At 37.0% G+C, this 22,981-nt stretch carries 19 protein-coding genes; 7 read left to right on the top strand and 12 right to left on the bottom strand.

From position 1 onward, the window contains the following. Positions 1–5: 5 nt before the first annotated feature. Positions 6–1,499, bottom strand: coding sequence for a DUF1800 domain-containing protein (locus ACOCEA_RS02755; RefSeq protein WP_420754665.1), 1,494 nt, complete (start codon positions 1,497–1,499; stop codon positions 6–8). 188 nt (positions 1,500–1,687) lie between these two features. Here ACOCEA_RS02755 and ACOCEA_RS02750 point away from each other — a divergent pair, with 188 nt between their 5' ends. Continuing rightward, positions 1,688–2,047 carry a YraN family protein gene (locus ACOCEA_RS02750; protein WP_420754664.1) on the top strand — a complete coding sequence of 120 codons (360 nt, stop codon included), beginning with the start codon at positions 1,688–1,690 and terminating at the stop codon, positions 2,045–2,047. An 86-nt stretch (positions 2,048–2,133) separates the two neighbouring features. Further along, entirely contained in the window at positions 2,134–2,793 is a 660-nt protein-coding gene (locus ACOCEA_RS02745; protein ID WP_420754663.1) for an aspartate kinase, read from the top strand. A gap of 10 nt (positions 2,794–2,803) precedes the next feature. Here the strand turns inward: ACOCEA_RS02745 and ACOCEA_RS02740 are convergent, their stop codons facing one another. Continuing rightward, a complete protein-coding gene (locus tag ACOCEA_RS02740) occupies positions 2,804–4,126 on the bottom strand; it encodes a thioredoxin-like domain-containing protein (protein WP_420754662.1) in 1,323 nt (440 codons plus the stop codon). A gap of 423 nt (positions 4,127–4,549) precedes the next feature. Here ACOCEA_RS02740 and ACOCEA_RS02735 point away from each other — a divergent pair, with 423 nt between their 5' ends. Beyond that, the gene (locus tag ACOCEA_RS02735) at positions 4,550–5,311 is read left to right on the top strand and encodes a hypothetical protein (protein ID WP_420754661.1); all 762 of its coding nucleotides are present in this window, start codon (positions 4,550–4,552) and stop codon (positions 5,309–5,311) included. A 158-nt stretch (positions 5,312–5,469) separates the two neighbouring features. Here ACOCEA_RS02735 and ACOCEA_RS02730 read toward each other — a convergent pair whose 3' ends face one another. The 7 genes from ACOCEA_RS02730 to ACOCEA_RS02700 all read right to left on the bottom strand — a co-directional run bounded on the left by ACOCEA_RS02730 (position 5,470) and on the right by ACOCEA_RS02700 (position 16,635). Beyond that, complete coding sequence (locus ACOCEA_RS02730; protein WP_420754660.1) at positions 5,470–6,741, bottom strand: serine hydrolase domain-containing protein; 1,272 nt, start codon at positions 6,739–6,741, stop codon at positions 5,470–5,472. Between the two features lie 181 nt (positions 6,742–6,922). Continuing rightward, positions 6,923–7,258 carry a TerB family tellurite resistance protein gene (locus ACOCEA_RS02725; protein ID WP_420754659.1) on the bottom strand — a complete coding sequence of 112 codons (336 nt, stop codon included), beginning with the start codon at positions 7,256–7,258 and terminating at the stop codon, positions 6,923–6,925. A gap of 1 nt (position 7,259) precedes the next feature. Next, a complete protein-coding gene (gene mfd, locus ACOCEA_RS02720; RefSeq protein ID WP_420754658.1) occupies positions 7,260–10,637 on the bottom strand; it encodes a transcription-repair coupling factor in 3,378 nt (1,125 codons plus the stop codon). Positions 10,638–10,723: 86 nt separating this feature from the next. Next, a complete protein-coding gene (gene pdeM, locus ACOCEA_RS02715) occupies positions 10,724–11,356 on the bottom strand; it encodes a ligase-associated DNA damage response endonuclease PdeM (protein ID WP_420754657.1) in 633 nt (210 codons plus the stop codon). A gap of 36 nt (positions 11,357–11,392) precedes the next feature. Further along, entirely contained in the window at positions 11,393–13,852 is a 2,460-nt protein-coding gene (locus ACOCEA_RS02710) for a ligase-associated DNA damage response DEXH box helicase (protein ID WP_420754656.1), read from the bottom strand. A gap of 30 nt (positions 13,853–13,882) precedes the next feature. Next, entirely contained in the window at positions 13,883–15,613 is a 1,731-nt protein-coding gene (locus ACOCEA_RS02705; RefSeq protein WP_420754655.1) for an ATP-dependent DNA ligase, read from the bottom strand. Then, on the bottom strand, positions 15,610–16,635 hold the full coding sequence (locus ACOCEA_RS02700) for a ligase-associated DNA damage response exonuclease (RefSeq protein WP_420754654.1): 1,026 nt from the start codon (positions 16,633–16,635) through the stop codon (positions 15,610–15,612). The genes ACOCEA_RS02705 and ACOCEA_RS02700 overlap by 4 nt, the downstream gene beginning before the upstream one ends. A gap of 103 nt (positions 16,636–16,738) precedes the next feature. On the opposite strand from ACOCEA_RS02700, the gene ACOCEA_RS02695 reads away from it, so the two are divergent. Then, on the top strand, positions 16,739–17,161 hold the full coding sequence (locus ACOCEA_RS02695; RefSeq protein WP_420754653.1) for a tellurite resistance TerB family protein: 423 nt from the start codon (positions 16,739–16,741) through the stop codon (positions 17,159–17,161). A 45-nt stretch (positions 17,162–17,206) separates the two neighbouring features. Here the strand turns inward: ACOCEA_RS02695 and fbp are convergent, their stop codons facing one another. Next, positions 17,207–18,217 (bottom strand): class 1 fructose-bisphosphatase, encoded by a 1,011-nt coding sequence (gene fbp, locus ACOCEA_RS02690; RefSeq protein ID WP_420754652.1) that lies wholly within the window; start codon positions 18,215–18,217, stop codon positions 17,207–17,209. 112 nt (positions 18,218–18,329) lie between these two features. On the opposite strand from fbp, the gene ACOCEA_RS02685 reads away from it, so the two are divergent. The 3 genes from ACOCEA_RS02685 to ACOCEA_RS02675 all read left to right on the top strand — a co-directional run bounded on the left by ACOCEA_RS02685 (position 18,330) and on the right by ACOCEA_RS02675 (position 21,964). Next, positions 18,330–18,815, top strand: a complete 486-nt coding sequence (locus ACOCEA_RS02685; RefSeq protein ID WP_420754651.1) for a GNAT family N-acetyltransferase — start codon at positions 18,330–18,332, stop codon at positions 18,813–18,815. Further along, a complete protein-coding gene (locus ACOCEA_RS02680; RefSeq protein ID WP_420754650.1) occupies positions 18,812–20,059 on the top strand; it encodes an aspartate kinase in 1,248 nt (415 codons plus the stop codon). The genes ACOCEA_RS02685 and ACOCEA_RS02680 overlap by 4 nt, the downstream gene beginning before the upstream one ends. Before the next feature lie 87 nt (positions 20,060–20,146). Further along, a complete protein-coding gene (locus ACOCEA_RS02675; protein ID WP_420754649.1) occupies positions 20,147–21,964 on the top strand; it encodes a GNAT family N-acyltransferase in 1,818 nt (605 codons plus the stop codon). Positions 21,965–21,972: 8 nt separating this feature from the next. Here ACOCEA_RS02675 and ACOCEA_RS02670 read toward each other — a convergent pair whose 3' ends face one another. Continuing rightward, positions 21,973–22,467, bottom strand: a complete 495-nt coding sequence (locus ACOCEA_RS02670; protein WP_420754648.1) for a GNAT family N-acetyltransferase — start codon at positions 22,465–22,467, stop codon at positions 21,973–21,975. Between the two features lie 14 nt (positions 22,468–22,481). Further along, a complete protein-coding gene (locus ACOCEA_RS02665; protein ID WP_420754647.1) occupies positions 22,482–22,967 on the bottom strand; it encodes a DUF6428 family protein in 486 nt (161 codons plus the stop codon). Between the last annotated feature and the right edge of the window lie 14 nt (positions 22,968–22,981).

The following is a 22,981-nucleotide window of genomic DNA, read 5'->3' as shown; positions in this document are numbered from 1 at the left end:
TGTTGTTATTTTAATTGAAACTCTGGTTGTCTAGCCAAGTATTGCATTAATAGATACACTTGGTATGGTGCCTGTGGCCAAGTGGCCAAGGTCCAAGATTCTTGATTTCCACCTTCGTAGTACACCTCCTCTACATCACTCCTAAAAATAGCAAAGGCTTTATCATACTCACTTTCATTAAGAAGACCTTTTGGAAGGATAAAATCAATTATTAGTCTAGCAACCACATCGGGGTTTGTGCTTGTGAGACCGGCATTTCCTGAAATGGACAATCCCAGGTCTCTATATTGTTCGTTATTGGCCTGGTAAAAGGCTTCCAACATACTTTCTATGGTTAACCAGCGACCAATTATAAAATTGGTATTGATCCAGGTTCTGTTTCGTTGCCAACCCGCAACATCCACAGGGTCAAAAAGTTCTTGGCTCAGTAAGCCACTGTAATTGATTATTTCACTTATTATGGTGTCGTTATAAGCGAAATTAGTCTCTTTTAATGTATTCAAATAAAAATCATACGGACTTTTTATGATAACACCTATAGCCTCATCATCAAAAAAGTGTTCACTTTTAAAGAGTTGTCTTAAAACTGGCGCAATCTCAAAATTGTTTGCAACAAAGGTAGTGGCCATACCAGAAATTATAGCTTGTGCATTTCCGGCATCATCATTTGAATCTGGATGAACAAAGAATTCATATAGTTTTAGACATATAAATGAAGCAATTTCATTGGATCTCTGTTGAAATAAAATAGTAATGACATCATCATACCCCCAGTTTCCTGTTTGGCCAAAAATTGTCTTGGCGCCAGCATCATGTGCATCGGCTCTAAAAGTTACTGGGGAACAGCCTATCTCGCCTCGTTCTACATAGCCGCTAAGTGCTTTTGCCGTTTCTATAATGTCATCCTCAGTATACCCATTACCGTCACCTAAACTAAAAAGTTCATAAAGTTCACGGGCATAATTCTCGTTAGGGTTATTACCATTATTGTAAACACCATCTAAGTAATAAAGCATGGCATTGGTTAAACCTATTTCACTAACAAAGGTTCTGAAATTTCCAATAGCGTTTCTTTGAAGACAGTTTATATATTCATACAGAAATGAATTACATTCATAAACATCTAACTCAGTAACAAAATGGTTACTCCAAAAAAAGCTTAATCTATCACTAAGATTATTGTTAAGCATTCCATTTGCATAGTTTAATGCAAATTCGGAGCGCTGTTGATTTACCAGCTGTCTTCTTGCATCATCATCTGCCGGATAATCTGCATTTGTCCAATTGGCCCATGCTGGTGTAGGAATTGGAGCCATGTTTACCGCTTGGTCAACAAGGCTGTCTACTAAAGTACCTGCATTTTGTCCAACTGCCTGATTTATGGTTTCAACAGAAGCACTAAAACCTAGCCGTCTGTATAGATGGGATGCTCTTAGCTGGTCTAAAGGGGCATTGTAAGGTGCAAGAGTAGAAGTATTACAATTAATGAAATATTCCATAGTCTTTGGTATGGCGTTAGTAATTTACGTTCATAGAGTTGGGGCTTCTATTTAACGATACGAAATTTGGGTTAGTATGCCATTCCCCTTATTTTCGTTAACTGGGATATAAAACTACGGTCTCTTTTTTAAAAAAGACGGTAAGGGGCATATATTTTCGACGAACTACATGTTTTTAATGCAATTTTATGGGAAAGCATAATGATTTTGGAAAAGAAGGTGAAGAAATAGCTGTGCGGCATCTGCAAAAAAATGGATATAAGATTCGCTTTAGAAATTATAGGTATTTAAAGGCAGAAATTGACATTATTGCTGAAAAGGATAGTATAATTGCCATAATTGAAGTTCGTTCCAGAAGTACAGATTTTATTGAAAACATAGGAGAAACCATAACACCAAAAAAAATTAAGCTTTTGGTTACGGCTGCAGATCATTATGTTATTGATCAAGATTTAGATATGGAAATCCGTTTTGATGTAATTACTATTTTGAAAAATAAGTCTAGGTTTGAGTTAGAGCATATGGAAGGTGCTTTTTACCATTTTTAAAATAGATTCAAAGTTGTAGATATTAATTTAAAAACATTTTGTTTTATTTATAACAAGTTGTTATATTTGCATGCAACCTAGAAATTATGAAGACAATATCATCCGTAGTAGAACAGTATATTAAGAAAAAACCTTTCCTTCAAAGTGCTTTGGGACAAGGAATTATAAATTTAACATCCTTATCTAGAATAGTAAAACCGGAGATAGAAGAGGAATTGGGTAAGGACATTCGTAATGGCGCTATAGTGATGGCGTTAAAGCGTTTATCTGATGATTTGGAATTTAGGGCAACCCATAAAATTTTAAAAGTATTAAAGAATATTGGAGAAATTACTGTTCGCTCCTCATTAACGGACTATACTTTTTTAGCATCGGACCGTATTCTAGTTCAACAAGCAAAATTGTTGGAAGAGATTAATAATAACAAAGATGTATTCTACACATCCTCTAGAGGTGTTAATGAAATAAACATTGTTATTAGCAATATAATGGACAAGACTGTTGAGGAATTGTTTAAAGATGAGAAGTGTACCCAAAAGGCGGAAGACCTTTCATCTATAACTGTAAAACTTCCTGCTGAGAATGTATCTGTGCCAGGTATTTATTACTTTATTTTTCAGCGTTTGGCTTGGGAAGGGATAGTGCTTTATGAGGTTATATCCACTACCAACGAATTTACTATTTTGGTAAATGATGAGCAGGTAGATATTGCTTTTAAGACCATAAAAGACCTAAAGGGGCTATAATAATTAGTTTTTATTTGGCGCTTAAATAATCGATAACATCTTCACTGTTTTCTGGCCTGGCAACTATTCGTTTGTCATTGTCCAATATATAGTATGAGGGTGTTTGGTGAATATCAAAGGTTTTAACATACTTACTGTCCCATTTTTCCAATGCAATTGCATGGTGAAACCCTGCTAAAATTGGTATGGTTTTCTTCCAGTTTTCTGCGTTGTCCTCTAGTCCTACCGCAACCACTTGCAAGCTTTTTACATTTTTTAATTTTTCATAGAGACCAGGTAGCTCATTTAAGCAATGGGAACAAGTACTGCTCCAAAAAATAATTAGATAATTGGAGGCACCATCTAGGCCCGTTAAGGATTTGGGCATGCCATCTTCTTCCCAAGTTATCTCAGGAGACACAGCGCCAATCCGTAACCTTGTTTTTGTTTCAATATTCGAAATCAAATTTTCATTCCCTTCCTTTAAGGCTAGATTTTTTAAGTAATTATTGAAAATATAATCAGAAACTTCGTAGACCTTATTTTCATTGGCCTTCTTCCATGCCTTACTCCAAATACTTACTTGTAACGGCTCTGGAACCGCCTGTAGCTTGGAGGCAAGAAAGTCAGCATTCTTGTTAATTTCATGAACAAGCTCCTTTCTTTCTGTTGTGCCAGGTGGAACGGCCCAAAACAGGTAATTCAATATTTTATCGGCTAGGAACTCAGATGCCTGTAAGGTTGTATTCTTAAAATTGATTTCATCAAAAAAGTGGTTTTTCTTTTTTATCAAATACTCGTTCAGGGGTAGAAATCCTTGTGGTAGATAGTGTCTATTGGCTTTCACAAAATGACTGGCTATGGTCCCTTCAGAGTCAGACTCATACTTATCCTGGATCTGTTTAAGGTTGTTAACCAACTGCATGTATTTCTGCACGTTTGATTCTCCTGTACTGTAGAAATCCATTAACCTATCTCCCGCTTCATCGATATCTGAAAAGTACTCAATGAAAAGTTTATTTTCAACGGAGCTTACCAACTGAAGGCCAGATTTTAAATCAAAATTAAGGACAATATCTTCCTCACAGTTATAGATTAGGTCAATATAATACTCGTCTTGGGGTACGGCATACACCAATCTATAGATGCCAGGTGAAACGGAACTGGGTAATGTCAAAGAAAAATGGCCGTCTTTTACGGCGGTATCGGTTATGTATTGCGCACCATTGGTATCTAAACGATAGACCATTAGCCATTTGAAGGAATTTGCTGGTGAAAAATTACCGGATATCGAGTTTTGTGCATTAACACCAACGGCAAGTGTTAACATAAATATATAATGTAAAAGTTTCATATGTTTATAAAGTCATTTATTGAACCAAAGTACAGTTTAATCTAAAGTTAAAATATTTATAAAGTATTTTTTTGTTGGTGTATTGCTTACAGGGAATTAAATACCATGAGTTTTAGCACACCTAATACATGCTTGGAATTTTTAAGTTGAAAAGTTTCTCTAGCAATGACCATGTGGTTTAAAATTTCCAAAATTAGGATTTTAAGATGCAAATACCATTGATAAAATTAGTACAGTATTTGAAATAGAATTTTGATAATATTAGGTTTTAATGAAAATAATGGAACCTTTTAATTCATAACTATTTAAACTAATGGTATTTCCTATAGGCCTCTTTAAAATTATATGTATTTAATCGAATAATAGTAGGGTATAGCCTTTCATGCTTGTTCTATAACCATAAACCCCAAATATTAAATACTTATGAAACTATTAAATCGACCATTCGGACTTTTATTATTTAGTGTAATAACCTTAATTTCCTGTACTAAGGATAATATCGGTTCAGATTATGGTAAACTAGCGTTAAGCGCAAAAAGCACATTCATATCAACATCAGCTGCCAAACAGGGAACTGCTTCTAATTCCGTTGCTCAAGGTGTCGAGGTCACAGATTTTCTAATAAATCTTGTGGAATTTGAGCTGGAGATTGATATGGAAGGTGTAGAAATGGAAAATGACCCGAACGACTTATGGGACGATGACGGTTCTTTTGATTTTGAAGATGAACTAAAACTTGAAGGACCATTTACACTAGATTTAATGGCTGGTCAGATTAGTTTTGTTGAGGTAACCGTTCCCAATGGCCGCTATGAAGAAATAGAGTTCAAGATTAACAAAAATAAGGATGAGAGCAGTGAAATGTTTGATAAATCAATAATTATAAAAGGTACGGTCAATGAAGTTCCTTTTATATTTTGGCACAATTTTATGGACGAATTGGAAGTGGATTTTGAAGATCCTACAGTGGATGTTTCTATCTCTGGCAATACCGAAAGTCTTGTCTTGGACTTTGACCTTTCTCTATTGTTCAATTCCGTTGGTGGGATAGACCTGAGCCAAGCTACGGATAACAATAATGACGGGATTATTGAAATATCACCTAGTGATGAGGATGGCAACAATGTTTTGGCACAGACCATACGAGATAGAATGAGGGATGTCATCGATTTACTTGATGATTAATATTGACAGAGAAAAGTTGTTTAATAAAAACCTGGCAGTATTGCTGGGTTTTTTTAATATTAAGGAAAACAATATCACTCAAGACCAAGGTCAGTTTAGACGGCTTAATATGATGTAAATAAATAAATAAGATTAGGTTATTTGTTTTTTGAAGGGTACTATTCATCAAATTCATAAGGGCCATACACGGCATCCCTAAAAGATTTATGTAAGCCAATTTGATCATAAGGGAATAATTGAACAAAAAGCACAGCGGTAAGCTTGTTTACCGGATCAACCCAGAATAAGGTAGATGCTGCACCGTCCCAGTAAAATTCCCCTACGACGCCATTATTTTCTTCCGGTGTCTTTGGTGGGGCAACCCTAACGGCAAAATCAATTCCAAAGCCAACCTGGCCTTTGGAAGGTAACCAAGATCGCTCCGTTACACTATCTGCCAATTGATTGGTCGCCATTAGTTTTACGGTTTCTTCTTTTAAAACCTTAGTTGAATCCGAACTTCCTCCATTAACCAACATCTGGGCAAACTTCATATAATCATCTAGGGTAGAGGTCAAACCAGAACCACCTCTGGTAAGTGGCCAATGTTGGGTGTAGTTACTGTACGTAAGGGTGTCTTTTTGTAATTCCCCTTCCCCTTTTCTAATGTAAAGTCGCGCAAATCTATCCCTATCACCTTCTGGAATAAAATATCTGGTTTCTCTCATATTTAGGGGGTCAAGAATATGTTCACGTACGTATTTACCGTAGGGGATTCCGGATATTCTCTCTACCAATAATGCCTGTACATCTACTGATGGCCCGTATTCCCATTGCGTACCTGGTTGAAACCATAAAGGTAATTTTCCTAACTTTTCGCCCATTTGGCTCAGGGTATTTTCACGGTCCATAGGTTTAGCATCTTCTAAAAGTTCACTTAGTCCTGGAATATCTCCACGGTTCGGAAAACCAGCAGTATGCCTGGTAACATCTCTAATAGTAACTGGTCTGTCCAAAGGTTCAGTCAAGACTTCGCCATTTATATCAACCCCAGTGTAAACGGACATGTTGGCAAATTCAGGCGCGTATTTTGAAATGGGATCATCCAATTCAAATTTCCCTTCTTCATATAAAGTCATTAAAGCGGTACCTGTAATGGGCTTTGTCATGGAATAAATTTGGACTATAGTATTCCTGTCCATTGGCACCTTGTTTTCCAAATCGGCAAAACCAAAGGCATTATAATACACTTCTTCTCCTTGCTCAAATATAAGGGCTGACACTCCTGCAATATTCCCTGTGTTCACGAATGCGCTTAAAGTGGAGTCTATTCTTTTTATTGCCAATTCGTTGACAATAGTTATTTCTAGTTTAAGGGTGTCATTGGATTTTTGCTTGCAAGAAAGGGTGATTAGTGAGCTAAATATTAGTAGAAAGGTCCAATTTTTCATTCTGTATTTTGGTTTAGTGGTTGTTGTAAGTCAACTAAAGATACTAGAAATAAAAAAAGAAAAAGAATTAACTTTTTTCAAAAAATGAAGGAAACTTAAGATTTATAGGTTTAGCAAGGTTTATAATTATAGGTTGTTTGCTCTTGTTTTGAAAGTAAATAACTAAAAAGGATTAGGCTGGCTAATTATTGGTGATTTGATATTCAATACCAATTAATGAAATAACATTGTTCATTACTGCAATTTCCTTTTCATGTACAAAACCATCAGAGGCCGCTACTTCCTCCAAAATCTCTACTAGGCGCTTCTTTTTATCTGTACTCATTTCTTTAAGAACATCCCAATACACGTCTGTGCCTAAATTTCGTGCTTGTAGCAAAAGGTTACTGTCAAAATCCAAAATATGCATTAAGCGACTCAATGAATTTATTTCGCCAATGTGAATTGTGCCGTCTGCCATAATTAATGACTCAATAACATGAACAACGGCCAATTTTTCAGAAATATCTAATTTCATTTTATGTCGTTACGTTTTCTCTTTTTTCAAAAGGATGAAGTGCCTCCAAGGCTTTGTACGTATTGGTTATACCTTCAAACACTAAAAGTAAACGTAAGCCATTTCTTGTGTTTTTTTCTTTTATTTTGCATTTGTGTGTATGGTGTTGTACATACTGTAATACTCTAGTAAAGTTTGGTGTTTGATAAAATTCCGATTGTTGGTCACTTATAAAATACCCAATCATTTTTCCTTGTTTCATTACAATTTTTTCAAGACCAATGCCGTTGGCAATCCACTTTATACGAACGGAATTTAGTAAATCTTCTGCTTGCGTAGGTAATTGCCCAAAGCGATCAACTAATTGTGCTTCAAATGTTTGAAGTTCTTTCTCGTCCTTAATTTGGTTTAAATCGGTATATAGGGTTAAGCGTTCGGTTATATTGTTAATGTAGTCATCTGGAAATAACAGTTCAAAATCAGAATCTATTTGCGTTTCTTTTACAAAAACCTTTTCATGGGGACCTTCAACTTCGTCATACAAATCCTTAAATTCATTTTCTTTGAGTTCTTCAATAGCTTCCACCAATATTTTTTGGTAGGTCTCAAATCCTATTTCATTTATAAATCCACTTTGTTCCCCTCCTAAAAGATCGCCAGCGCCACGTATCTCTAAGTCTTTCATGGCAATATTAAATCCGCTACCAAGTTCTGTGAATTGCTCTAAGGCCTCAATTCTTTTTCTCGCATCTGGAGTCATAACTTCATAAGGCGGTGTAATAAAATAACAGAAGGCTTTTTTATTTCCACGGCCAACCCTTCCACGCATTTGGTGCAGGTCACTTAGACCAAAATTATTGGCATTATTAATAAAAATGGTATTGGCATTGGTTACATCTAAACCGCTTTCTACAATAGTGGTAGAAACTAGTACATCAAAATCCCCATTGATAAAGCCTAACATTAAATTTTCTAGCTTTTTGCCTTCCATCTGACCGTGGCCAATTCCAATTTTAGCATCAGGCACCAAACGCTGCAACATTCCAGCAACTTCTTTTATATTTTCAATGCGATTATGTATAAAAAATACTTGTCCGCCCCGTTCAATCTCATAACGAACTGCATCTCTTATCGTTTCCTCGGTAAATCTTACCACATGACTTTCTATGGGATATCTATTTGGTGGTGCCGTGGTAATGGTAGATAGGTCCCTTGCCGCCATCAAACTAAATTGTAAGGTGCGGGGAATGGGAGTTGCGGTCAGTGTAAGAACATCCACATTTTCTTTTATTGATTTTAACTTGTCCTTTACGGCAACCCCAAATTTTTGTTCCTCGTCAACAATTAATAGCCCAAGGTCTTTGAAAACAATATTCTTATTAGCTAATTGGTGTGTGCCAATGATGATGTCTACTTTGCCAGCTGCCAATCTTTCTAACGTTTCTTTTTTTTCCTTTGCCGTTCTAAATCGGTTCAAATAATCTACCGTTACCGGCATATCCTTTAATCGTTCGGAAAATGTTCTGTGATGTTGAAATGCCAAAATAGTGGTAGGGACTAGAACAGCCACCTGTTTACCATTATCTACAGCCTTAAAAGCGGCACGTATGGCAACTTCTGTCTTGCCAAAACCAACATCACCACAAATAAGACGGTCCATGGGACGCTCACTTTCCATATCCTTTTTTACATCTTCCGTTGCTGAACTTTGATCAGGGGTATCTTCATAAATAAATGAGGCTTCCAGTTCATTTTGGAGGTAACTGTCTGGTGCGTATTGGAAACCTTTTTCCAAACGTCTTTTCGCATATACCTTAATGAGGTCAAAAGCAATTTTTTTGACTCTGGTCTTGGTCTTGTTTTTAATTTTTTTCCATGCTCCAGACCCTAATTTGTAAATTTTAGGTGGGGCTCCGTCTTTTCCATTGAACTTAGTTATTTTATGTAGTGAATGTATGCTAACATATAAAATATCACGTTCCCCATACATCAATTTAATAGCTTCTTGCTTATTACCTTCTACATCTATTTTTTGAAGCCCGCCAAATTTTCCAATACCATGATCAATATGGGTTACATAATCCCCAATTTCCAACTTGTTTAATTCCTTTAGGGTAATGGCCTGTTTTTTAGCGTACCCATTTTTAAGGTTAAACTTATGATAGCGTTCAAAAATTTGATGATCTGTATAACAGACTAGTTTTTGATCGTCATCTACAAAACCTTGGTGTAAAGGCAAGACTAAAGTTTGGTAATGTACTTTTTCATTTACTTCTTCAAAAATATCATGGAATCGCTTTGCCTGTTGTTCACTAGCGCAAAAAATATAATTGGTATATTTTTTTGCCCTGTAATCGTTTAAATTGGAAATCAACAAATTAAATTTTTTGTTGAAAGACGGCTGTGGTTTGGTGCTGAAAGTTATGGACGGGGTTTTGTCTTTACCAGAATCGGAGTTAAGTACCGTGAAATCATTTAATTTTTCCCTTAAAACATTGCCGTTCACAAAAAGCTCATTAGGCTCGGCGTGTTTAATGTCGGTGGACAATGTTAAAAAAGCTTCTTTCGCCTTTTTAAAGAAATCATCCAAACGGGCAAAAAGTAAATCAGTGTTCTTCACATAAACCAAGGTTTTAGAAGAAACATAGGTTAAAAAGCTTTGGCGTTTTTCGGCCATAAACTTGTTGGCCATGTTTGGTACAATGGTGATGGATTTGGTTTTTTCCTTAGACAACTGACTTTCTACATCAAATGTTCTGATGCTATCTATCTCATCCCCAAAAAACTCAATCCGGTAGGGTTCGTCATGTGAAAATGAAAACACATCTACGATGCCACCACGTACTGAAAACTCGCCGGGCTCAGTTACAAAATCGACACGTTTAAATTGATATTCAAACAATACCTCGTTTAAAAAATCAAGTGAAAGTGAATCACCCAGTTTCATTTTAAGGGTGTTCTTATCCAGTTCTTTTCTAGTGACTACTTTTTCAAATAACGCATCTGGGTAGGTAACTATAATTGCAGGTTTTTTTCTGGAATTTATGCGGTTCAGTACCTCTGCCCTTAAAAGTACATTGGCATTATCCGTTTCCTCTATTTGATATGGTCTGCGATAACTACCGGGATAAAAAAGAACATCATCCGGTGACACAAGTTTTTCAAGATCGTTTAGGTAATAGGCAGCTTCTTCCTTATCATTAAAAATGGCTAAAAAAGGTTGTTCCTGTCTATTGAAAATTTCAGCCAACACAAATGAAAGGGCAGAACCCGTGAGTCCTTTAAGGCCTATATACTTCTGTTGGTTTGTTCTGGAATCTTGGGTTTGGACAATAGCCTCCTGCAAGTTCCCTATTTGGGGAGACTGTGCGTAACGTTGTTGGATCTGGGATTGGCTCAACAATAAAAATTTTTGCAAATATAGGGCTTAATCTCTACTTGTTAGTCATTCAAATATGCCATAGCTAACTGTAAATTTTTGGGGTCTTATACTTTGATTACCTGGTTGTCCGCTATGACAAATATTTCATCCTCTTTGCTTGGTGTCATGGCAAAAGTGCCCGTGAATGTGCCAAAAGCAGGTAAAATAAGTTGTTTATGGGACTTATAGAAACAGGGGAGTTTTAAGCGCTGCCTGCCATAACCTTCCAATTTTATTGAGGGGTGAATATGTCCACATAGATTAAAGAAACCCGCTCTTTCTTCAGGGTGATGTGTTAATAGGAAGTCATCTACTAAAAGTTCTTCGATTTGGTCGATCCCCAACATTTCAAATTTTTCAGGGGCAATAATATCATGGTTTCCTGTTATTAAGGTGATTTTGGCTGGAGTTCTTGCAATCCAGTTCTCAAATAAAGCCCATTCTTTATTTATTGATGAATGAAAGAGGTCGCCTAAAAAACAGACATTAAAGGGTTTGTATAAATGAATAAGCTCATCTAACCAAATATAATTTTTGTGTAATGCATGTTTTGGAACAGCGGCACCAAATTTTCTAAAATGGGAAATTTTACCCAAATGTACGTCGCTTACCAGAAGCACCGATTTTTCGGACCAAAACATAGCGCCATGGGGATGTAAAACAAAATTTTGGGAATTTATTTTAATTGATATACTCACGTTATTAGTTCCTAGGTTCCATTATTCAAAATACGGTTATTTCAATAGGATTTTTGTCATTCGTTTAATTCTGTCTGCTAATTTTTCGTTGCTTAATTTTTCTCGAAGTCTGTCTGTAATAATGGGGAAGGAAAAGGGAGTAGCTTTTGAACATTGCCTCCAAACAATGTCTTGCTGTTCTATGCGTTCCAATGCAATTCTAAGACGGCCTTCTTCCAGTTGATGTTCAAAGGTTTCTGTAAAGGCTTGTTGATAAAGAAGGTTGTCTGCCTCATAATCTCTAAACACATCAAATAGTAATTGGGAACTACTTTGAAGGTGTTTCATTTTTACCACTTTTTCTGGATAGCCCGTAAACACCATGCCACTTATAACTGCTATGTCGCGAAATTTACGTCTTGCCATTTCGTTGGAATTTAGGCTTTTTTGTAGGTCGGACAACATATAAGCTGTAGTGAACAAATTATTGTCCAAAACGGCGTGAATGTCAATGGGCTTGTCACTCAACATTTCAAACCCATAGTCATTAAATGCCAAGGAACAGGTGATAGGCGATAAGAGGCTTATACGGTATGATAATAAGCTACTCATGGCCTCATGTACCGCCCTACCCTCAAAAGGATAGAAGATATGGTGGTAACCATCTCGGCTCTTAAAGGTTTCAATTAAAAATTCATTTGGGGCAGGAACAATGCTTTCTTCCCGTTGTTTGTCAAAAATGTGTTTAAGCGATTTCAATTCTGGACCTGGTAATTGATTGGCTGCAGCCTTATATAGTTCTTGTCGTAATAATTCTGACATTTGAGCCGAAAAACTAAGTCTACCGCCCATCCAACTAGGCACTTTATTTGTTTTTTTGTTGGAGTTACGTACGTGTGCCTGCATTCCTTTTATACGTATGAATTCTAGATTTCTACCAGCAAAAGTAAAAACATCGCCCTGTGTAAGTTTAGAAATAAAGTATTCTTCAATTGATCCAATATATCCTCCTGATTGATACTTTACGGTGATGGTGGCATCACCAACAATGGTTCCAATCTGAAAACGATGCCGCATGGCTACACCGCGATTGTTGACCTTAAACTTGCCGTCTGCTTCTACTGCTACTTTTTTGTACTCATCATAACTGCTCAAACTTTGGCTTCCCATAACCAAAAAATTAAGAAGCCATTGCCAATGGGCTTCCGTGATACCCTGATAGCAAAAGGTTTGTTTGATTTCTGGAAAAATTTCATTGGGATAAAATCCATCCGAAACTGCCAATGTGGTCAAATATTGGAGTAGTACATCATAGCTATTAAGATAGGGTAGACGGTCTTCTACGGCTTTATCTTTTACTGCCACTTGCAAGGCAGACGCTTCTATGAGTTCCATGGCATGGGTAGGTAAAAAATAGATTATACTTTCTTTTCCCGGTCTGTGCCCACTTCGCCCTGCACGTTGTAAAAAACGTGCCACACCTTTAGGGCCACCAATCTGTATTACGGTTTCCACAGGAGCAAAATCTACACCCAGATCCAAACTCGAGGTACAGACAACGGCCTTTAGGCTTTCGTTTCTGATGGCCTGCTCTACCCATAGCCTTGTTTCTTTGTTGATGCTACCATGGTGCATAGCTATTTCACCAGCAAATTCTGGATATTTCTCTAAAATTTTCTGGAACCAGATTTCGCACTGGCTACGGGTATTTGTAAAAAGCAGCGTGGTTTTGCTACCATTGATGATGGGTACCACATCATCTAAAAGGTGAAGGCCTAAATGTCCCCGCCAAGGAAAGGTCTCCATGGTTTTGGGAATAATGCTTTTAACGGTAATTTTCTTGTTTAGATTTGCTCGTATCATTACCGAGTTTTCCAATTGGGGTGAAGTTGGGCCCAAAAGAACTTCCCGGGCTTGTTCCAGATTGCCGATTGTTGCAGAAATACCCCAAATTCGCAATTCACTACATATGGTTTTAAGTCTGCTCAGGCCCAATTCCATTTGTACGCCACGTTTGGTGCCTAAAAGTTCATGCCATTCATCTACCACAATGGCCGTACAGTCTTTAAATGTCTTCTCGTAGTTTTTGGATGATAGTAATAGATGTAGACTTTCTGGAGTGGTAATAAGCAAATCTGGCAGAGAAGTCCGTTGTTGGGAGCGTTCTTTAGCACTGGTATCCCCAGTGCGAATTCCCACCGTAAATTGTGTGCCTAAATCTTTGGTTATCCGTTCTGCGGATTGTTTTATTTCTTGGGATAGGGCACGGAGGGGGGTAATCCATATCGCTTTTAATCCCTTTGCGTGTTTTGTCTTATAATATGGATTTTGATTGATGTAATTTAGAACTATAGGAAACCATAGGGCATAGGTTTTTCCGCTACCGGTAGGTGCATTGAGTAAACCGTGCTTTCCCTGTAAAAAAGCAGTCCAAGTTTCTTTTTGAAACGGGAAAGGTTTCCAGCCTTGCTGTCCAAACCATGTGCTTGCTATGTTAATAAGTTCTGTTCTGTTCATAACTGGGAACGAAGCAATGAGGATTTAAATTTAATTGGTTTTGGTTATTTTGCTTGGAATTAGTGATTTTAAATCCTCCAAGGTATTCGCTTCTTCTATCTTCTTGTCTTTTCGCCATTTTAAAATTCTTGGAAAACGGGTCGCTATTCCGCTCTTATGCCTCTTGGATAATGCAATACCTTCAAATGCAATTTCAAAAACATGAAATGGGGTTACACTACGCACAGGACCAAAACGTTCCAGTGTATTTTTTTTAATCCAGGCGTCAACCTTTCTAAATTCGGCATCGGTAAGTCCGGAATACGCTTTTGCGAAGGTCACCAATTCCTGTTCCCCATTGTCATTTACCTGCCATAATCCGAAGGTGTAATCGGTAAAGAGATTACTTCGCCTTCCATGGCCTCGCATGGCATAAGTAAGTACAGCATCAATGGTTAACGGGTCTATTTTCCATTTCCACCAATTGCCTTTTTTTCTACCGACTAGATATGGCGAGTCATTTCGTTTTAGCATTAACCCCTCACTTCTTTTTTCTCTTGCTAATTTTCTTTCTTGGGCGACTTCTTGCCAAGAATCAAATTGCATACGTTCGGAGAGGAATAGGGGAAGGCCCTTGAATGTAGTGGAGGGGAACTTGGCGCTATTTTTACTTCGGCCACGCTCAGTGTCCATACTATTTGTGAATTCATCATTTTTAATTGGTTCAGAAATCTTTTGCAAAGGGTTAAGCGTTGTAGGGACCATAGTTTCTAAAATTTTTCTTCGCTCCAAATAGCTATTTTGACGTATGTCCTTTCCTTGCCATTCCAATAGGTCATAAGCTTTTACAATAATTGGTGTCTTTGTCAATAACGCTTTGGAAGCTTTTTTACGACCAATACGAGTTTGTAAATCGTTGAACGTGCCAATTTCATTATTTGGGTAGGGTAGAATTTCCCCATCTATTACAGTTCCGTTTGGGATTTTTCCCATACATGCCTCTAATTCTGGGTACTTGTCGGTTACCAATTCTTCACCACGGCTCCAAACAAAAAGTTCATTGTTTCTTACAATAATCTGTGCACGAATACCATCCCATTTATGTTCAAATGTCCAATCTTTTACATTTCCCAAATTAGTTACTTCGTCTTCAATGGCATAGGCAAGGTAAAAAGGGTAGGGCTTGGAGAGATAATCCGATTCGTTTTTCTCCAGAATTAATTCTTGAAAAGTAATCTTCTCTGGATCCCAATTCCCCATGAGTTTATAGGCTAAAATATCCTCATCTATATTTGTTGCTTTTGCCAAGGCACGAGTCATTAATTTTTGACTAACCCCAATTCTAAAACCGCCCGTAATAAGCTTTGTAAAAACAAAACGACCGTAATAATCCAATTGCTTCCAATTCTCAAATAGGTAGGCTTTTTTGTCCGTATCGCTTTGTGATTTTAACCAAATCATTTCCTCTAAAAATTTGGTGAGTTTTTTTTCAGTGGATTTATTGTCGGATGCAACTATCAGGGCAATGGTCTCTGCTAGATCTCCTACAATATGATAGCTTTCCTCAAAAAGCCAAGGGGGAATGTTGGTAAGTTCGGATGCCCATTCTCGAAGAAGGGTGGTATTCACAGGTCTAGGAGGCCTTCTATTACTAAGAATAGCTATAGTCCATACCTTATCAGTATCTGTAGCGGTTGCAAAATATTTAGTTAATGCCGCCACTTTAATATTGGTCTTGGTAGTGCCGTCCAAGGTTTTTATGAGCTGCGAAAATTGTTTCATGTAGTTTCCGTGGTTTCTGATGCTACAATGATCTCTTCGTTGTCTTCATTGAACTGGGTGGCCTCAGTTCTGGCATCATAGCCTAATTCACATAGATATTTGGAGAAAATATCAGTGTAGCCATGAGTGCATATAACTTTGTTTGCACCAGTGTTTTTAATGGCACTCAACAACCCTTGCCAATCACAATGGTCGCTTAAGACAAAACCTTTGTCAACAGCCCTCCTTCTGCGGGCACCCCTAAAGGCCATCCAACCACTTGCAGAAGCTGTCTCAAAAGGGGCCATTTTACGGATCCAAGTGTTGCCTTGTGCAGAAGGCGGCGCCAATATAATGTTTCCTTTGATGTCTTCTTTTTTTGTGTCTGGCGTAATAAGTTCGGTATGCGGGAAGTTTACCATTGGCCTTAGGACATTGGTCATATTCTCAATAGCTCCATGGGTGTAAATTTTTCCAATGTTGGGGTCTAAATGTTTTAAAAGACGTTGTGCTTTCCCTAAAGAATACCCAAACAGTACAGAGGTTTGTCCATTGGCCTTGTTCTGTGCCCACCATTCATTTATATCTGTATAAACCTCTTGTTGGGGTTGCCACAAAAATGCTGGTAGACCAAAGGTACATTCGGTAATAAATGTGTGGCATTTTAGTGGTTCGTAGGGAGTGGCTACACCATCGTCCTCTATCTTGTAATCACCGGTAAACACCCAAACTTCGCCCTTATGTTCAACCCGTATTTGTGAGGAACCTATAATATGACCTGCTGGGTATAAAGTGAATTTTACCCCATTGATGCTAAAAGGTTCCCCCCATTTTTTACCAGTAATATTTACATCACCTAAACGATGTTTTACAATAGGTACATTGCGTTCATGGGTAATATATTGTTTATGTCCCCAACGACTATGGTCTGCATGGCCGTGTGAAATAATGGCCTTGTCCACAGGTTTCCATGGGTCTAAATATACTTTTGCAATGCTGCAGTAAATGCCTAGGTCTGTAAATTTGAGTAGGGGAGTTTTCATAGCTTTGTGAAGTTACAAATTTTGTGCTTTAACAAAGTTTGTAAGTATATCGGCAATGACCTTTAAAAAAATTATATTTGCCTTATAAATTTAAAATTAAACTATGTCTTTTGCAGATTTATATTCTAGTGGAGAACACCGAAGAAATTTAGCGCATTTTACAGCTTTAGCTACATTGGCTTCAGTAGATGGTGAAATTAGCACGGAAGAAAAGCAATTATTGGATCGTTTTGCAACCAAACTGGATATTACCAAAACCGAGTATGAAGAAGTATTGAAAAAGGAAAATAAATATCCCATTGATACCATTTCTGATTCAGAAAAAAGATTGGAACGACTTTTTGACCTTTTCAGAATTGTATATTCTGATCATAAGATTGATAATGAGGAAATGATTCTAATTAAAAAGTATGCCATAGGCCTCGGTTTTACTGGTGACAAAGCAAATAAAGTAATAGAACGTTCTGTAGCTATCTTCGGTGGTGCCTTAGAATTTGAAGATTATCTTTACTTGGTAAGAAAATAATAGAATTTTATAAAAGTAAAAAAGGGGAGCTTTAGCTCCCCTTTTTTAATGGTACTTATCTAAAAACTCTTCAAGTTTTTCTACCATTTTTCTGCTACCACAGAAAAAGGGCACCCTTTGGTGAAGTTCTGTAGGTTTAATATCTAAAATTCTTGATTTACCCCCGATTGCCAATCCATTGGCTTGTTCGGCAATAAAGGCCATAGGGTTACACTCGTATAACAATCTCAATTTCCCACTAGCGGTCACACTGCTTTTAGGGTACATGTAAATACCCCCTTTGATCATATTTCTATGAAAATCTGACACTAGAGAACCAATATATCTAGAGGTGTAGGGTCTGTCCCCTTCTTCCATTTGACAATATTTAATGTAGTCCTTGACCCCTTGGTGAAAGTGCACGTAGTTTCCTTCATTTACCGAATAAATTTTTCCCTCTTCCGGGAATTGCATATTGGGATGTGAAAGATAAAATGTCCCCAACGCAGGATTTAAAGTAAAGCCATTTACACCATCACCTGTAGTATAGACTATCATAGTTGATGTGCCATAAACTACATACCCAGCGGCTACTTGTTCGTTTCCTGGTTGTAAAAAATCATCTATGGTTACAGGAGTTCCTACAGGGGTAACTCTTCTGTAAATAGAAAATATGGTTCCTACAGAAACATTTACATCAATATTGGACGACCCATCCAAAGGGTCAATAAGTACAATATATTTGTTTTGATGATTTTCGTCGTTACTATTTATGCTGATAAAACTATCCTCTTCCTCGGACGCTATCCCACAAACAATCTCACGATTGGTAAGGGCCTGTATAAATTTTTCATTCGCAAAGACATCTAGCTTTTGCTGATTTTCACCTTGTATATTTGTTTCCCCCGCCTTACCTAAAATATCTACTAAACCGGCTTTATTAACTTCATGGTTAACTACTTTTGCCGCTAGTCGTATGGCATTTATAAGTTTGGACAATTCTCCGGAGGAATATTGGAAAGAATTCTGATTTTCAATGATAAATTCCCCTAGAGTCTGATTTTGTTTAGGCGCCATTGTTAAGTTTGGTTACTTAGACTACAAATATCGAGTATTTTGTGATACTTCAACGTTTTCGTTATTAATTGATTTTTTAAATTTATAACTTTGTGTTTTATTTGTAACAATTATGGAGTACACCATCAGAGAAGCCAGAAAAGAGGATATGGGTCAAGTTTTTCATTTAATTGATGAACTTGCCAAATTCGAAAAAGAAGCCCATGCGGTGGAACTTAGTGTGGCTGACTTGGAAGAACATGGTTTTGGTCAAGAAAAATTATTTCATTGTTTTGTTGCCGAAAGCGGCGAAGAGATCGTTGGTATTGCATTAGTATATCCAAGATATTCTACATGGAAGGGCCCCATAATTCATTTGGAGGATTTGATCGTAACTGAGAAAATGCGTGGTAGTGGTTTAGGCACGGCCTTATTGGATGAAGTTGTTAAGTATGGTCATAAACTGGGGGTAAAACGAGTTAGTTGGGAAGTTTTGGATTGGAATGAGCCTGCCATTGGGTTTTATGAAAGTAAAGGTGCCAATGTTATGCGTGATTGGGATGTAGTGCATTTAGATGAAAAAGGAATTGAAAAATATTTGAGCAATATAAATTTATGAGAGTATTTAAATTTGGTGGCGCTTCTGTAAAGGATGCCGCTGCTGTTAAAAATCTGGTTAAGGTTTTAAAAGAGGTAGGATATGAGAACACCTTATTGGTAATATCTGCCATGGGCAAGACTACCAATGCCATGGAGGAAGTTGTTAACGCTTATTTTAAAAACAAGCAGGAAATCCCTTCTAAGATTGATGAAATTGTTAGCTATCATACTGGAATTTTATCTGAGCTTTTTGAGAATAAGCAACATAAAATTTATAAGGATTTTAAGGTGCTTATTGATGAAATAAACGGTTTTTTAGTTTGGAACAAATCACCAAACTACAATTTTGTTTACGATCAAATAGTTGGTTATGGAGAGCTTATTTCAACCACAATAATCAGTGCATTTCTAAAGGAAATTGGCATTACTAATAATTGGTTGGATGTAAGACATTTTATCAAAACTGATAGTACCTATAGAGATACCACAGTTAATTGGGAAAAAACGCAATCTAATGTTGCTACCATAAATAAAAAAGTGTTGAACATTACGCAAGGTTTTTTGGGTAGTGATGACAATAATTTTACCACAACCTTAGGTAGGGAGGGTTCAGATTATACGGCAGCTATACTTGCTTATTGTTTAAATGCGGATTCAGTAACTATATGGAAAGATGTACCTGGTGTTTTAAATGCAGACCCAAGGTATTTTAAGGAAACCCAATTATTGAACAGTATTTCCTATCGAGAGGCTATTGAGTTGGCATTTTATGGAGCATCTGTCATTCATCCAAAAACACTACAGCCATTACAGCGCAAAGAAATACCGCTACATGTAAAATCCTTTATTAATCCTTTGGATAGTGGTACAACCGTAGGTAAAGGGGTTAAAATAGAACCTGAGGTTCCATGTTTTATAGTGAAAAAGAATCAGGTTTTAATGAAACTATCCTCCTTGGACTTTTCTTTTATGGTGGAAAACAACATTAGCGAGATTTTTAAACTTTTTCATGAATATCAAATAAAAGTTGACCTTATTCAAAATTCTGCCATTAGTTTTTCGGTTTGTATAGATAATAAGTTTGGTGGTTTAGAAGAACTTTTAACACAACTTAAAGGCAAATTTAAGGTTGTTCACCATACAGATGTATCACTCTATACAATACGGCATTTTGATTCTAAGGCATTGGAATCACTTCAAAATGGACATGAGATATTATTGGAACAACGTGGTAAAGAAACGGTTCAGTTGGTCGTAAAATAATAGGGACAATTAGTCTTATATATGTTAAAAAAATCGCCTCCATAGGCGATTTTGCTATATTTACCGTTCTGTAAATTTTTGTTTTATATGGGTTTAGTGACCGCAAAGGAAGTGGCAAAAGCTATTAAATTATCCAAATATGGCTTTTTAGGAACTTTTATTGGTTGGGTTTTGATGAAGGTCACCAGAATCTCCGGTATTAATTCATATTATGATACTATTGCCCATTTAAAGGGTAGGGAATATTCTAAAAGTATCTTGGAACATTTTAAAATAGATTTTCAAATTCCTGAAGATGATTTTAAAAGATTGCCAAAAGACGGTCCTTTCATAACAATCAGTAATCATCCTCTAGGAGCGATTGATGGTATATTATTAGTGGATCTTATGTTGCAAAAACGTGAGGATTACAAGATAATGGCTAATTTTCTTTTGCAACGAATGGCTCCTTTATCACCCTATATATTGCCTGTAAATCCGTTTGAAGAACACAAAGATGCCAAAAGTAGTATACTTGGGTTTAAAAATGCCTTGAAACATGTTAGGGAAGGTCACCCGTTGGGTATATTTCCTGCTGGAGAGGTGTCTACCCATAAGGATGGTAAATTAATTGTGGATAAACCTTGGGAAGAGGCAGTTTTGAAATTGATCAGCAAGGCTGAGGTTCCTGTGGTCCCCATTTATTTTCATGCAAAGAATAGCACGTTGTTCTATAGGCTATCTAAATGGAAATCTGTTTTTAGAACAGCAATGATACCATCACAAGTATATTCTCAACGTAATAGACCCATTAAAGTTAGGATTGGGCAGCCTATTTCGGTGCAAACCCAAAAGGAACAAGGCAGTTTGGGGGAGTTTGGGGAGTTGTTACGAAGAAAAACCTATATTCTTTCGAACGCTTATGAGAAAGAACGGCTAATAGATCAAATACCAACAAGCCTTAAAATTCCAAAAGCGCCCAAAAAAATTGCCTCTGCAATGCGAAAAGAGGTAATGCAAGGGGAAATAGAAAAACTTAGGGAAAAGGATTGTAGATTATTGCAAAGTAAAAATTATGAGGTTTTCCTTGCAAAGGAAAAAGACATACCCTTTATTTTAAAGGAAATTGGAAGACAGCGGGAGGTTACCTTTAGGGCTATTGGCGAAGGTACCAATAACGCTATTGACCTTGATAAGTTTGATTCTTATTATTATCACCTTTTCTTATGGGATGATTCGGAAAAATGTATTGTTGGTGCCTATCGTATGGGTATGGGTTCGGAGATTTTTCCTGAGTATGGTATCGATGGGTTTTACCTTCAAGATCTTTTCAGGGTAGAACCTGAGTTGTACGGAATGATGGAAAATTCCATTGAAATGGGCCGTGCCTACATCACTAAGGAGTACCAGCAAAAACCAATGCCCCTTTTTTTACTTTGGAAAGGAATTGTACACACTACATTAAGGCACCCAGAACATAAATATTTGATAGGGGGTGTTAGTATTAGCAACCAGTTTTCAAATTTCTCTAAATCATTGATGATAGAATTCATGAAGTCTAATTACTGGGATCCTTATGTTGCCCAATATATTAGACCAAAGAAAGAATTTAAGGTAAAATTAAAGGATGCAGATAAAGAATTTGTGTTTGACGAGACCCAAGCGGACTTAAATAAATTTGATCGTTTGATCGATGAAGTAGAACCAGGAAGTCTGCGCCTTCCCGTGCTTATAAAAAAATACATCAAGCAGAATGCAAAAGTGGTTGCCTTTAATGTTGATCCTTTGTTCAATAATTCCGTAGATGGACTAATGTATATTAAAATTGCAGATCTTCCAGAAAGCACCGTGAAACCGGTTATGGAAGAATTTCAAGCAGAGTTGGAACGAAAATTGACAGAGGCTAACAATAACGAAAAAGAGTAGTACTTGTTCTAATCTATACCAATAGACTTACTTCTTCTTTCATACAATACATTATCTATCCATTTGCCATTAAGCTTGCCTACGCGCTCACGTGTGCCAATATAGCGAAAGCCAACGGCTTCATGAAGTTTAATGCTTCCTGTATTTGTTGGAAATATTCCTGATTGTAATGTCCAAAGGCCTTCTTTTTCACTTGTAAATATAAGATGTAGCAGAAGTGATTTTCCAATGCCTATACCTCTATGTTTTTTAGATATGTAAATACTTACTTCTGCTACACCACCGTAAACACATCTGCTGGAAACTGGAGAAAGTGCTGCCCACCCAACAACTTGCCCATTTTTTGTTGCAACCATTCTACAAGTGGCTAAATGAGCCATGTCCCATGCTTCATAGGATGGGATGTTCGTCTCAAAAGTGGCAAATCCGGTGGCGATACCATCTTCATAGATTTTAGCTACCGCCTCCCAATCGCTCGGTAACATTGGCCTAATCCTAATCATCTATACCTTGGTAATTAACAACAACCGCTGCCAGGAGCACATGCTTCTGCAGTTGCTTTAGCGGGCTCTTCCACACCACAAGTATCTTTTGCCTTGCAATCCGTTTGTTCTACACCTAAATGAAAAACAAGATTCTCACCTGTAATTTGGTGGGCGTGTACGTATAGTTGTGCTGTATGAAAATGGGCATTACTATATTCAAATTTCACTTCTACATCTTTATCCATAGGTTTGATCTTATCCACTTTGTTTAAAATGGACAAAGCTTTGTAGGCAGACATATACGTTCTTTTGTCCTTTTCAGTAGGACTTTCCCATAGCTGAATAATCGTTTCTTTCCAGAAATCTGTACCAGCACCGCAATCAACTGCGTCTATGGTTATATTTTTAACCTCTGTTATGTGGTAATTGGCACCGACCAATGCACCTGGCTTGTATTCAAATAACAGATTTTTATTTGGGTTTTCTTTTAAAATCGATAAAAATTCATTTGTCTTCATACTTGATTTTTTAG

Source organism: Maribacter luteocoastalis, from assembly GCF_048890225.1.
GTDB classification, from domain to species: domain Bacteria; phylum Bacteroidota; class Bacteroidia; order Flavobacteriales; family Flavobacteriaceae; genus Maribacter; species Maribacter luteocoastalis.
Note: the sequence above shows the minus strand (reverse complement) of the source record. Positions and strands in the feature narration are given on the sequence as shown.